Source organism: Streptomyces sp. NPDC107546 (assembly GCF_055639175.1).
The window spans coordinates 60,747-73,883 of the sequence record NZ_JBVKBA010000004.1 but is presented as its reverse complement, the minus strand read 5'-3'; the positions used below and the strand labels follow the sequence as shown (position 1 = coordinate 73,883).

Below are 13,137 nucleotides of genomic sequence, written 5' to 3'. Positions count from 1 at the left end.
CAACAGCCGATCTTGAGCGGGTTCGCGGTGATTCCGGCGCACCGGAAGAATCGGGGCGAGGCGATGTTGGGGCGGCCGGTACGCTTGATGGGTCCGGGCCGTGCCCGCCCGGAGGCGCCGGGGCGAGCGGCCCCGGCGAGACCCCGATCCTGCGAAGACTGGATGAACGACGATGCACCGGTACAGGTCCCACACCTGCGGCGAGCTCCGCGCCTCTGACGTCGGCAAGGACGTCCGGCTGAGCGGCTGGCTGCACAATCGGCGCGACCTGGGCGGCATCCTGTTCATCGATCTGCGCGACCACTACGGCATCACGCAGCTCGTCGCCCGTCCGGGCACGGCGTCGTACGAGGCCCTGGACAAGCTCTCCAAGGAGACGGTCGTCCGCGTCGACGGCAAGGTCGTCTCCCGCGGTGCGGAGAACGTGAACCCGGACCTGCCGACCGGTGAGATCGAGATCGAGGTCGGCGAGGTGGAGGTGCTGGGCGCGGCCGCCCCGCTGCCGTTCACGATCAACACCGAGGACGGGGTCAACGAGGAGCGGCGCCTGGAGTACCGCTTCCTGGACCTGCGCCGCGAGCGCATGCACCGCAACATCATGCTGCGCACGGCCGTGATCTCGGCGATCCGCCACAAGATGGCGGCGATGGGCTTCAACGAGATGGCGACTCCGATCCTGACGGCGACGTCCCCCGAGGGCGCCCGCGACTTCGTGGTCCCCTCCCGCCTGAACCCGGGCAAGTTCTACGCGCTGCCGCAGGCGCCGCAGCAGTTCAAGCAGCTGCTGATGATCTCCGGCTTCGACCGCTACTTCCAGATCGCGCCCTGCTTCCGGGACGAGGACGCGCGCGCGGACCGTTCGCCGGGCGAGTTCTACCAGCTCGACGTGGAGATGTCCTTCGTCGAGCAGGAGGACGTCTTCCAGCCGATCGAGAAGCTGATGACGGAGATCTTCGAGGAGTTCGGAGGCGGCCGGCACGTCACCTCGCCGTTCCCGCGGATCCCGTTCCGTGAGGCGATGCTGAAGTACGGCTCCGACAAGCCGGACCTGCGCGCCCAGCTGGAGCTGGTCGACATCACCGACATCTTCGCGGGCTCGGACTTCAAGGCGTTCGCGGGCAAGCACGTGCGCGCGCTGCCGGTGCCGGACACCGCCTCCCAGCCCCGCAAGTTCTTCGACCAGCTCGGCGAGTACGCGGTGGAGCAGGGCGCCAAGGGCCTGGCGTGGGTGCGGGTCGGCGCGGACGGCTCGCTGTCCGGCCCGATCGCGAAGTTCCTGACCGAGGAGAACGTCGCGGAGCTGACCAAGCGCCTGTCCCTGGCCCCCGGCCACGCGGTGTTCTTCGGCGCCGGCGAGTTCGACGAGGTCTCGAAGATCATGGGCGCGGTCCGGGTGGAGGCGGCCAAGCGGGCCGGCCACTTCGAGGAGGGCGTCTTCCGCTTCTGCTGGATCGTCGACTTCCCGATGTTCGAGAAGGACGAGGACACCGGAAAGATCGACTTCTCGCACAACCCGTTCTCGATGCCGCAGGGCGGCATGGAGGCGCTCGAGAACCAGGACCCGCTGGACATCCTGGCCTGGCAGTACGACATCGTCTGCAACGGCGTGGAGCTGTCCTCGGGCGCGATCCGGAACCACGAGCCGGACATCATGCTCAAGGCCTTCGGTATCGCGGGCTACGACGAGGAGACGGTCGAGCGCGAGTTCGCCGGCATGCTCCGCGCGTTCCGCTTCGGCGCCCCGCCGCACGGCGGTATCGCCCCGGGCATCGACCGCATCGTGATGCTGCTCGCCGACGAGCCGAACATCCGCGAGACGATCGCGTTCCCGCTCAACGGCAACGCGCAGGACCTGATGATGGGCGCGCCGACGGAGCTGGACGAGGCGCGGCTGAGGGAACTGCACATCTCGGTGCGCAAGCCGCAGGCGAAGTAGCGAGGCGAGAGGGTGGCCCGGAACCGACGGCCGGTTCCGGGCCACTTTCGCGTGGACCCCGGGAATCGCATCGGTAGGAGTGCGCAAAGAGCAGGGCCCGGGAGCCTTTCGGCTTCCGGGCCCCTTTCAGCGTGCGAAGGCCATTACTCCGACTCGCCGCCGAAGCGCTCCTTGTACGCGGCCAGGTCCTCGTCCGTCAGCTTCGCGAACAGGACCGGCGGGACCGTGAAGGGGGTGCCCGGGGTGACGGCGGTGAGGGACCTGGCCTCCTCCTGCGTGACCCAGGCCGCCGTGTCGTCCTTCAGGTCGAAGGCCGCGCGCATGGCGGCCGAGGACGTCGGGATGAACGGCTCCGAGACCACCGCGTACAGGTGGATCAGGTTCATCGCCGTGCGCAGGGTGAGGGCCGCGCCCTCCTTGTTGGTCTTGATCTCCAACCAGGGGGCCTTCTCCTCGAGGTACGAGTTGCCGGCCGACCACAGGGCGCGCAGCGCCGCCGCCGCCTTGCGGAACTGGATGGCCTCCATGTGCTCCTCGTACTCCGCGAGCAGGCGGGCGATCTCCTCGCCGAGCCGTGCCTCGGCCTCACCCGGCTCGCCGCCCTCGGGGACGGAGTCTCCGAAGCGCTTGCGGGAGAAGGAGAGCACGCGGTTGACGAAGTTGCCCAGCGTGTCGGCGAGGTCCTTGTTCACCGTGGCCGTGAAGTGCTCCCAGGTGAAGGAGGAGTCGTCCGACTCGGGCGCGTTCGCCATCATGAAGTAGCGCCAGTAGTCGGCGGGCAGGATCTCCAGCGCGTCGTGCGTGAAGACGCCGCGCTTCTGGGAGGTGGAGAACTTGCCGCCGTAGTAGTTGAGCCAGTTGAAGGCCTTGATCACGTCGACCTTCTTCCACGGCGCGCGGGTGCCCAGCAGGGTCGCCGGGAACATCACGCTGTGGAAGGGCACGTTGTCCTTGCCCATGAACTGGGTGTAGTGGACGTCCGCGTCCGACTGCCACCACCAGGAGCGCCAGTCGCGGTTCTCCGGGTCCTGGTCCGCCCATTCCTTGGTGGCGCCGATGTACTCGATCGGGGCGTCGAACCAGACGTAGAAGACCTTGCCCTCGGCGGCCAGGTCCGGCCAGGTGTCCTCCGGTACCGGGACGCCCCAGTCGAGGTCACGGGTGATCGCACGGTCGTGCAGGCCCTCGGTGAGCCACTTGCGGGCGATGGAGGAGGCGAGGACCGGCCAGTTGTCGGCGCGCTCGTCCACCCAGGCCTCGACCTCGCCGGCCAGGGCCGACTGCAGGAGGAAGAGGTGCTTGGTCTCGCGGACCTCCAGGTCGCTGCTGCCGCTGATCGCCGAGCGGGGGTCGATCAGGTCGGTCGGGTCCAGCACGCGGGTGCAGTTCTCGCACTGGTCGCCGCGGGCCTTGTCGTAGCCGCAGTGCGGACAGGTACCGATGATGTACCGGTCCGGCAGGAAGCGGCCGTCGGCGTTCGAGTACACCTGGCGGATGGCCCGCTCCTCGATGAAGCCGTTCGCCTTCAGCTCGCGGGCGATCTCCTGGGTGATCTCGCGGTTCTGCGGGGAGGAGCTGCGGCCGAAGTAGTCGAACGCCAGGTTGAAGCCGTCGTAGACCGCCTTCTGGGCGTCGTGCGCCTGGGCGCAGAACTCGTCGACCGGGAGGCCCTGCTCCTTGGCGGCCAGCTCGGCCGGGGTGCCGTGCTCGTCCGTCGCGCAGATGTAGAGGACCTCGTGGCCGCGCTGGCGCAGGTAACGGGAGTACACGTCCGCCGGGAGCATGGACCCCACCATGTTGCCCAGGTGCTTGATCCCGTTGATGTACGGAAGGGCGCTGGTGATGAGGTGTCGAGCCATCGCGGGCTGCTCCCAGGTCGATACGTGGGGTGACGGCGGCCGGTTTCTCGGGCCGGCTGCGCATCGTCTACGAACCTTGAAATCGTAGCCGACATGGGTACGCCGCCCGCTTTCCGTTTTGGGGGCTGAGAAGCGGGCGGCGTCCGGGGAGGTTTACGGGCGCCAGTTCGCCAGTACGCCCTCGTAGACCTCGGCGTCCGTGAGCTCGCGCGGGGTTTCGCCGGCCAGGAAGTGGGACGTGTTGTCCGTCTTGAGCTTGCGGAGGTAGTCGAAGGCCTTGTTCTCCGGGTCGCCGAAGGCGATGAAGGAGAAGAACAGGTGGGGATGGCTCTTCGCGGCCTCGGTGAGGGACTGGGTGGCGGGGGTCTTCGCGTCCGGGGCGCCGTCCGTCTGGAAGATCACCAGAGCGGGGAGGTCCGGGTTCTCGGACTTGTCGTGGTGGGCGGTCACCGCTTCCACGGCCGCGTGGTAGCTGGTGCGGCCCATACGGCCGAGGGACGCGTGGAGGGTGTCGACCTTGTTCTCGTGTTCGGCGAGGGTGAGCTCGCCGGTGCCGTCCAGTTCGGTGGAGAAGAAGACGACGGGGACCGTGGCCTCCGGGTCGAGGTGGGCGGCGAGGGCGAGGGCCTGCTCGCCGAGGGCCTGGGCGGAGCCGTCCTTGTAGTACGGGCGCATGGAGGCGGAGCGGTCGAGCACGAGGTAGACCTTGGCTCGGGTGCCGGTGAGGTGGTGGTCGTCGAGGACGGCGGCGGCGGCCTTGTAGGCGGTGAGGAGGCCGGGGGCGCGGGTCTTCAGACGGGTGGGGGGGATGGCGGGGGCGGGGGCGGCCTCGGCCTGCGCTTCCGCCTCGGCTTCGCCTTCGGCGAGGGTGTCCCCACCGGCACCACCCGTGCGGGTGGTGGTGTCAGGTGCCGGTGACTCCTGTGGGGCCTCCTCGCCGTCGGCGGCCGCCGGGGCGTCGGTGGCGGCGGTCCCGGGCTGCTCGGCAGTGGCCGGTTCCGGTGCCTCGGCCGCCGGCTCCGGCTCTGCCGTCACCTCCGCGGGGGGCTCCTCCTGGGCCACGGGCTCGGGCGTCGCCTCCGGCTCAGGCTGAGGCTCGGGCTGAGGCTCGGGCTCCGTCTCGGCCTCGGGCTGGGATTCTGCCGTCACCTCGGCGGGGGGCTCCTCCTGGGCCACGGGCTGGGGCGTCGCCTCCGGCTCCGGCTGAGGCTCGGGGTCGGTCCTCGCCTCCGGCTGGGACTCCGGCTCCGGCTCCGCTTCAGCCTCCGGGTCCGCCTTCGCTTCGGCCTGAGGCTCGGGCTCCGCATCGGCTTCTGCCGTCGCCTCAGCGATGGGCTCCGTCTCGGGCTCGGGCTCGGGCTTGGTCTGCAGCTCCGGCTCCGGCTCGGCCTGAGGCTCGGCCTCGGGCTCGGCCGCTGCATCGGGCTCCGGCCCAGTCGCCACCTCGGGCTCGGCCGCCGCCTCGGCCTCCGGCCCAGCCGCTGCCTCGGGGTCGGTCGCCGCCTCGGCCTCGGGCTCGGCCGCTGCCTCGGGGTCGGTCGCCGCCTCGGCCTCGGGCTCGGCCGCTGCCTCGGGGTCGGTCGCCGCCTCGGGCTCCGGCCCAGTCGCCGCCTCGGGGTCGGTCGCCGCCTCGGCCTCCGGCCCAGCCGCTGCCTCGGGCTCGGCCGCCGCCTCCGTTGTAGCCGTCCGCTTCGGCGTTTCCGTGGCCGGTGGTTCGTCCCTGTGGGTCGGCTGCCTCGGTACCGTCACGTTGTCGAACGCCGCCGCCACCAGATCGTGCTCCTCGTCCGTACGGCCCGACGACTGCGCCGGTACCGCGGGCTCCGCGGTCGTCGCCGTCAGCTTCGGTTCCGTCGGCTGGGCCGGGACCTGTGGCTCCCGCGTGGGCTCCTCCTCGGCGGAGCGACCCTTGCGTGAGCGGCCGAACGCGTTCCGCAGGAGAGTGAGAATGCCCATGTGCGCAACCCTTCGCGTGAGTTGATGCCCGTCAATCCCTGGCCAGGACGGACACGTAAGGTTAGCGGCCGAAGGCGGCGATCCTGGGTACCGTCCGAACATCGGAACCGGCGCCTGTCAATACCGCGATTCCGCCGTTACCCATCCTCGGGGGCGAGACGGCTCGGCTCGTGCGGCACGCCACGCCGAGTGCCGCCCAACCCCCGTACGGTTCCATCCGGTTCACCGATCGTTCATCCCGCTGCATTGCTCCCGCACACCCGATCCCCCTAGCGTCACGCCCACACCAAGGGTTCGTATGGGGAGAGTAAAGTGCGCAAACTGTTGCCGCTGATCGGCACGCCGTCCGGTTCGCATCCCGGCGGTCGGTCCGCCCTGACCTGCCGCTTCCGGTGCGGTGACGCCTGTTTCCACGAGGTGCCCAACACCAGCTCCAACGCGTACGTCGGCGATGTCATCACCGGCGCCCTCAGACGACGTTCCGCCCTCCGCGCCGCCGCCGTCGTCACCGTGGCCGCCGCCACCGGCACGGCCGCGCTCGCGGCCACCGCCCCGCAGGCCGAGGCCGCCGCCCCGGCCCGCACCGACGCCGCCCGCGGCCTTCGTTTCACCCCCGTCGCGCCCAACACCGCCGACGCCGTCACCGTCCCCGACGGCTACCGACAGAACGTCGTCATCCGCTGGGGCGACCCCATCCTCCGCGGCGCCCCGGCCTTCGACCCCGAGCACCAGACCGCCGCCGCCCAGGCCGGCCAGTTCGGGTACAACAACGACTTTCTCGCCCTCCTCCCGCTCCCGGGCGAGCGCGACCGCCAACTCCTCGTCGCCAACCACGAGTACACCGATGAAGTGATGATGTTCCGGGGGTACGCCCCGGAGAACCCCACCCGGCAGCAGGTCGAGGTCGCCTGGGCCGCCCACGGGCTCTCCGCCGTCGTCGTCGAGGAGGACGCGCGCACAGGGCGCCTGACCGTCGTGTCCCGTCACCCCCTCAACCGCCGCGTCACCGCCACCACCGAGTTCCGGCTCACCGGGCCGGCGGCGGGATCGGAGCTCCTGAAGACCTCCGCCGACCCCTCCGGCCGCAAGGTCCTCGGCACGCTCAACAACTGCTCCGGCGGCACCACCCCGTGGGGCACCACCCTCCACGGCGAGGAGAACTTCAATCAGTACTTCGCAGGCGGCAGCCGGGCCACGGACAAGCGGTACGGCATCGGGACCGGGACGACCGAGCGCAAGTGGGAACGGTTCGACAAGCGGTTCGACATCGCGCAGGAGCCCAACGAGGTCCACCGTTTCGGGTACGTCGTCGAGTTCGACCCGTACGACCCCACCTCCACGCCCCGCAAGCACACCGCCCTCGGCCGCTTCAAGCACGAGGCCGCCACCGTGCGGCTCACCGAGGACGGACGGCCCGTCGTCTACTCGGGGGACGACGAGCGGTTCGACTACTTCTACAAGTTCGTCGGCAGCAAGCGGATGCGGCACGGGAACTCCCGGGCCGTGCGGGAGCACAACCTGTCGCTGCTCGACGAGGGCACGCTGTACGTCGCCAGGCTCACCGGTGACTCGCCGGCCGCCGAGATCGACGGGAGCGGGAAGCCGCCCGCCGACGGGGAGTTCGACGGGTCCGGTACCTGGATCCCGCTCGCCACCGCCACGGCCCACGGGGCCGTCTCGCACGTCGAGGGCATGACCGCCGAAGAGGTGTTCGTGTTCACCCGGCTGGCGGGCGACAAGGTCGGCGCCACCAAGATGGACCGCCCCGAGGACATCCAGCCCTCCCCGCACACCGGCAAGGTGTACGTCGTCCTCACCAACAACTCCAACCGGGGCAAGGCCGGATACGCGGCCGCCGACGAGGCCAACCCGCGCAATGCCAACAAGCACGGGCACATCCTGGAGCTCACCGAGCGCCGGGGCCGGCCCGACAGCACCACCTTCGCCTGGTCCGTCTTCCTGGTCGCCGGTGACCCCGCCGACCCCTCCACCTACTTCGCCGGGTTCCCCAAGGACAGGGTCAGCCCCATCTCCTGCCCGGACAACGTGGCCTTCGACCCCCACGGCAACCTGTGGATCTCCACCGACGGCAACCAGCTCGGCTCCCACGACGGCCTGTTCGGCGTGGCGACGAGCGGTGACCGGCGCGGTGAGCTGAAGCAGTTCCTGACCGTGCCCACGGGTGCCGAGACGTGCGGGCCGATCGTGCAGGACCGGCGCGTGGTCGTGGCCGTGCAGCACCCGGGGGAAATCGACGGCGCGTCCGTGGAGAAGCCGGCCAGCACCTGGCCCGACGGTCCCGGGCGGATCGTCCGTCCCGCCGTCGTCGCGGTCTGGCGCGCGGACGGCAGGAACATCGGCGTCTGACGCCTCACGGGCGGACGGCGGTACGGCAAGTACGGCGGAAGGGCGGTCGTGTTCTCGTCTCAGTGCGGGGACGCGATCGCCCGTGCCGCCGCCACCTCCTGCCGCAGTGGCTCCAGGATGCTCTCCGCCGGGCCGGTGAGATCGGTGCGGACCGGAACCAGCACCTCCGTCTCCCGCAGGCCCTCCGACAACTCCCGCAGTTGCAGGGTTATCTGGGCGATCTCGGCGGGCGTCGGCGGCGGTGACCCCTGCTTCACCCGTACCCGGGCCGCCGTCGTCGTGTCCACGATCCGTTCCACGGCGACGACCAGCGGCCACCAGGCGGCGGCCCGGCGGCCGGTCGGCGGCGGTTCGGTCAGGGCCCGCTGGAACTCCGTACGGATGGTGGACAGATCCCGGTACAGGCGCCGCCGCATCCGGGCGCGGGAGGCGGGGTCCGCGGTCTGTCCGAACGCCTTCTCCACGTACACCGCCGTGTCCGCGACCGCGGTGGCGAGCCGGTCGCCGACCCGTGTCTGCCAGCTCTCCGGCCACAGCAGGGAGCCGGCCACGAGGGCGATCGCGCAGCCGATGAGGGAGTCGACCAGGCGGGGCACCAGGAGGGCGGTGCCCAGGCGGTCGACGATCGTGCGGGGGTCGAGGTTGTGGGCCGTGACGACCTCGGCGGCGTGGCGCAGCGCGTGGTCGAGGGCGCGGTCCGTCTCCCCGGCGGGGGCCGGCAGGCCGAGGTCGGGGGGGGGGGGGGGGGTCGCGGCGGTCGGCGGCGATGGCGTCCGCGAGGAGCCGTACGGCGGCGGGGACCTGCTCGGGCAGCGGTCTGCCGTAGTGGTGGGCGGCCGGGGCGGCCTCCACGACCGGGGTGATCGCGTTCAACTCGGCGATCAGCCGGACCAGTTCGGGGCTGCGGCCGTGGTGGCGGGCGCGCCGGGCGAGGATGAGGTCGTAGGACTGGTTGAGGGACTGGGTGACGGCGTACCGGGCGGTGTCGTACGCCTCCGTGCCGCAGGCGGCGAGCAGGTCGGCGAGCGCGGTAGGTGCCCGCGACGGCGGCCCGTTCGGGTACGCCCGAGCGCAGCGGCCAGGAGAGCAGGGCGAGGGCGAGAACGAGCAGGGCGCCGCCGGAGAGCAGCAGTGGGGGCAGCCACCAGGGCTGGGGCAGCGGAAGTCCGGCGCCGATGACGCAGTTGAGGAGCAGCAGCAGTCCGGATACGGAGGCGACCGCGCCGATCGAGGAGATCAGTCCGGACAGCAGCGCGACCGAGGTCATGGCGGCGACGGCGAGCCAGCCCTGCCCGAACACCAGGGAGCCGACGGTGACGCCGACGGCTCCGAAGAGTTGGGGGATCGCGATGTTGAGGATGCGCATGCGGTAGGCGTCCGCGGTGTCGCCGATGACACCGGACAGGGCGCCCATGGAGGCGATGGCGCCGTAGGCGGGTTTCCCGAAGGCCAGCCCGATCGCGAGGGGCAGGGACATCGCGATGGCGGCGCGGACGGCGGCGGGCCGGTTGACGGGGGCCTGCTGGGGTTGGAGGTTCCTGACCAGCCAGTCGGGAGGGGTGAGGCCGATGGGGAACTCGCGGGGCATGCCCTCATTATCGCTAATGCGTGCGGGTGGCCCTTTGGGCTGTTTGGCGCTCTGTGTGCCGACCGGACTCGTGGAGCGTGATGTCGACGACCAGGGCGCGGTGATCGGTGTCGGCGATGTGCAGGAAGCGGGCCGAGCCCACGGAGAAGTCCTCGGAGACCAGCACATGGTCGATCTGGGCGCCGAACGGCGGGGCGGTGCGGGCGGGCCAGGAGGGCGTACGGGCGTGGTCGGCGAGGCGGGCGCTGTCGCGCAGGCCGGTGCTCAGGATGCGGCGGAAGGCGGCGTGGTCCTCGGTGGCGTTGAAGTCGCCGGCGAGGACGGTCGGGCCGCCGTGACCGGCCGCCGCGTAGGAGCGGAGCTCCCCGAGTTCACGGCGCCAGAGCGCGAGCCGGCCGGGGAGCGGGGGCATGGGGTGGGCGAGCTGGAGGCGTACCGGGTGGCCGTCGACGTCCGCGACGGCGCCGGGCATGCCCATGGTGCCGGGCACGCCGGGTGCGGGCCCGAGCGGGAACCGGCTGAGGATGACCGAGCCCTCCGAGCCGCTGCCGTCGACGGCCCTGCGGTAGGGGTAGGTGCCGTACCGGCCGCCGAAGGCGCGCTCCAGGAGGGCGGAGCAGCGGTACTCGCACTCCTCGACGAACACGATGTCGGGGCGGGCGCGGCGGATCGCGGGAACTAGGGAGGGGGCGCCGCGACCGAACTCGACGTTCGACGTCAGCACGCGGACGTCGGCGAGCGGGGTGCCGGTGGGTTCCGCCTCGCTGCCGTAGGGCTTGGAGAACCACGCGAGCGCGATGAGCGCGAGGGCGCCCCACACCATTCCGGTGCGCCAGCGGGCGAGCAGGGTGAGGAGGAGGGCGAGGGCGGCGGGGACGAGAAGCCAGGGCAGGAAGGCGAGCAGCTGGGGCACGGGGGTCACGCCGTCGGTGCCGGCGGCCCGGCACACGACGAGGACGCTCACTCCTGCCAGCAGAACCCCACCGGACCAGGCCCCGGCGACCCGCCCTCGGGACCGCCGCCGCACCTCGGCCTGCCGGCCCCCCTCCACGATCGTCGTCTGCACGCGCCGCCGCCTTCCCCCCGGTGGACTGGATGCCCGAATCCTCCCTCAAGACGGGGAGTTGCGGGGGATGGTTGCCGACGCGGAGAGGGAGGAGAGGGTGCGGAAGCAGTGCTACCGGGGAGCTGCGGTGCCTTCGGAGAGCTGCGGGGCTGCCGGCGGAGAGCTACGGGGTGCGTTCCGTGCGCGGTACCGTCACCAGGGACCAGATCACGAAGCCGCCGATCGCGATGGCGATGATCGACCAGAGCGGAGCGTACGGCAGGAACATGAAGTACAGGATCATGTAGAGGGCCGCCAGGCCCACACCCACCCAGCGGGCCCACTCCATGCCCTGCAGGACGCCCCACCCGGTGATCGCCACCAGAGCGCCGACGATCAGGTGGATCCAGCCCCACGTGGCGAGACTGAACTGGTACACGTAGTTGCCGACGCGGACGTAGACGTTGTTCGTGGCGATGCCGGCGATGCCGTTCAGCACGCCCACGACGCCGCCGACCATCATCAGGACCCCGGCGAACGCCATGCCGCCGGTGGCCCACGCCGTCTGTCTGGCGTGCGTGGTGGATGCGGTGTGCTGGACCATGGGGTTGCCTCCTAGGGACGGGGCCTTCCCCCGCAGGTTCACCCCGAGGAGGGTGCGCCGCAGGGTGAACCGGTCCGAACGGGTGAGTGCCGAACCTCCCCGGCCGCTCGGCGCGAAGGATGCCGTCGCGGACCGCGTCACGCCTGGACCTGCGACGGTCGCTCCGCCGGAACCGCTGCGGGCTCCTGGGACGCGCGCCGACGTCGCACGTACCGGCCCGTGAGCCAGGCGGCCAGGGCCACCAGGAGCCCGAGTCCGAACAGCAGCCACGAGACCAGGCGCAGGGTCTCGGTGAGCGCGTCGTAGACCGCGCCGGCCGCCGGGTGCGAGACGTCCGGCGGCAGGTCCGCCAGCGTCATGCGGCGCCCCACCGCGATCGCGACCCCGAGCAGGGCCGCGCCCAGCGCGGTGCCGAGGCCGGTCGCCAGTACGGCCCGGCGGCGGCAGACGGCCACCAGGATGCCGGTCACGGCGAAGGTCATGGCGGCGACGGGAAGCCAGAAGCCCGCGACTTCGAGCACGTGGAACCCCTTCCTGAGCTTCGTCAGGTCCTGCGACTGCAGCAGCGTGATCTCGGTGTGCGCGACGGGGATGCGGCCCGCGAACGGCAGATGCTCGTCGACGAGCTGCTGCTTCATGCGCTCGGTGACGGGGGCGAGGTCGAGGGTGACCGGACCGTCGCCGCGGTCGTCGTCGTGCAGCGCGCGCATCACGGCCTCGTGCGCGCTGAGGTTCGCGGTGTCCCAGGCGGCGCGGAAGGCCTCCGTGTCCGTGAACGAGCGCACCGCGTCGTGGACGAAGGCGTGCATGGAGCCCCGCAGGGGCGGGCTGACGTGCACATCGCGCATGATGCCGTCGGTGACGGCACCGGCGATGGCGTCGCGGACCTCGGTGTCGGAGGCGAGCGGGGCGGTGCTGGCCGCGTAGCGGTCGGCGTCCTCGATGCCGTACTTCGCCCACCCGGCGAGCACGCCGAGCGGCGTGAGCAGACACGCGAGGCCGACCAGTACGGCGGACAGGACGCTGCGAACACGTCGGGACACGCCACCAGGGAAACGCCGGTACGGACGGCGCGCGAGCGGGCCGCCTGCAAACGGGTGGACAGGGCGGGAGGAGCGGCGCCGGCGGACGGGCGCGGTCCCGGCCGGATCGGTGGGAGCCCGGCGCCGGGGCCGCGCGGTGATGTCCGTGGACGGGTCAGGCGGTCCGGCGGCCCTCACCGTCCTCGTGCGCGGCGTAGTGGAAGAACGTCGAGTAGCGGTAGAAGTCGAACAGGAACGTGGCCAGCGCGACCACGAGCGCCAGGCCCGCCGCGTGCAGCACGCTCACGTTGGTCTGGATGTAGAGGAAGCCGAGCGTGATGCCCGTGAACGCCCCCCACATCGCCGCGTGCGCCCCGCGCCGCAGGCGCGGCGCCACGACGAGCAGGGCGGAGCACAGCACCGTGAAGACGATCGTGCAGGCGAAGCCGAACACCAGGTTCCAGCCGGTGATGGGGCCGCCCTGGCGCCGGTTGGCCGCGGCCCAGTAGCCGTAGAGGAGCCCGATGGCGAGCGGCACGGCCAGCCGTCCGAGGCGGTGCACGCGCCGATCGAAGAGGTCCGGCGGCCGACGGGCCGGGACGAAAGCGCGGGATGTGGTGGCGGGTGGGTGCGGGGTCCTCGATGCGGGTGCCGCGTGAGCCATGGGAGCACTCCTCTCTCCTCGCCCCTGCACACCAGGGCACACCCTGGCGGGGGCGGCGGGCAAGTCGGGATGCGAGGCGTTTCGGAGCGTGTTTCG

At 71.6% G+C, this 13,137-nt stretch carries 8 protein-coding genes and 1 pseudogene; 2 read left to right on the top strand and 7 right to left on the bottom strand.

Annotated elements, in window-relative coordinates:
- Positions 1-172: 172 nt before the first annotated feature.
- The gene (gene aspS / locus ACZ7L1_RS07280) at positions 173-1,936 is read left to right on the top strand and encodes an aspartate--tRNA ligase (RefSeq protein WP_471434991.1); all 1,764 of its coding nucleotides are present in this window, start codon (positions 173-175) and stop codon (positions 1,934-1,936) included.
- Positions 1,937-2,079: 143 nt separating this feature from the next.
- Here the strand turns inward: aspS and metG are convergent, their stop codons facing one another.
- Positions 2,080-3,795 (bottom strand): methionine--tRNA ligase, encoded by a 1,716-nt coding sequence (metG, locus tag ACZ7L1_RS07275; protein WP_471434989.1) that lies wholly within the window; start codon positions 3,793-3,795, stop codon positions 2,080-2,082.
- Positions 3,796-3,948: 153 nt separating this feature from the next.
- Entirely contained in the window at positions 3,949-5,751 is a 1,803-nt protein-coding gene (locus ACZ7L1_RS07270; protein ID WP_471434987.1) for a VWA domain-containing protein, read from the bottom strand.
- A gap of 312 nt (positions 5,752-6,063) precedes the next feature.
- On the opposite strand from ACZ7L1_RS07270, the gene ACZ7L1_RS07265 reads away from it, so the two are divergent.
- Positions 6,064-8,118: a PhoX family protein gene (locus ACZ7L1_RS07265; RefSeq protein WP_471434986.1), complete on the top strand. Its 2,055-nt coding sequence runs from the start codon at positions 6,064-6,066 to the stop codon at positions 8,116-8,118.
- 158 nt (positions 8,119-8,276) lie between these two features.
- Here the strand turns inward: ACZ7L1_RS07265 and ACZ7L1_RS07260 are convergent.
- From ACZ7L1_RS07260 to ACZ7L1_RS07240, 5 genes and pseudogenes are all read right to left on the bottom strand, one after another.
- A pseudogene (locus ACZ7L1_RS07260) lies at positions 8,277-9,706 on the bottom strand (FUSC family protein); the annotation flags it as partial.
- Between the two features lie 13 nt (positions 9,707-9,719).
- Entirely contained in the window at positions 9,720-10,772 is a 1,053-nt protein-coding gene (locus ACZ7L1_RS07255; RefSeq protein WP_471434984.1) for an endonuclease/exonuclease/phosphatase family protein, read from the bottom strand.
- A 163-nt stretch (positions 10,773-10,935) separates the two neighbouring features.
- Positions 10,936-11,355: a DUF7144 family membrane protein gene (locus ACZ7L1_RS07250; RefSeq protein WP_471434982.1), complete on the bottom strand. Its 420-nt coding sequence runs from the start codon at positions 11,353-11,355 to the stop codon at positions 10,936-10,938.
- A 137-nt stretch (positions 11,356-11,492) separates the two neighbouring features.
- Complete coding sequence (locus ACZ7L1_RS07245; protein WP_471434980.1) at positions 11,493-12,398, bottom strand: hypothetical protein; 906 nt, start codon at positions 12,396-12,398, stop codon at positions 11,493-11,495.
- A 154-nt stretch (positions 12,399-12,552) separates the two neighbouring features.
- A complete protein-coding gene (locus ACZ7L1_RS07240) occupies positions 12,553-12,939 on the bottom strand; it encodes a hypothetical protein (protein ID WP_471434978.1) in 387 nt (128 codons plus the stop codon).
- Positions 12,940-13,137: the final 198 nt, after the last annotated feature.

Coding starts and splice junctions, on each gene's coding strand:
- metG (WP_471434989.1), bottom strand. CDS start 3,795: ATGGCTCGACACCTCATCACCAGCGCCCTTCCGTACATCAACGGGATC.
- aspS (WP_471434991.1), top strand. CDS start 173: ATGCACCGGTACAGGTCCCACACCTGCGGCGAGCTCCGCGCCTCTGAC.
- ACZ7L1_RS07250 (WP_471434982.1), bottom strand. CDS start 11,355: ATGGTCCAGCACACCGCATCCACCACGCACGCCAGACAGACGGCGTGG.
- ACZ7L1_RS07270 (WP_471434987.1), bottom strand. CDS start 5,751: ATGGGCATTCTCACTCTCCTGCGGAACGCGTTCGGCCGCTCACGCAAG.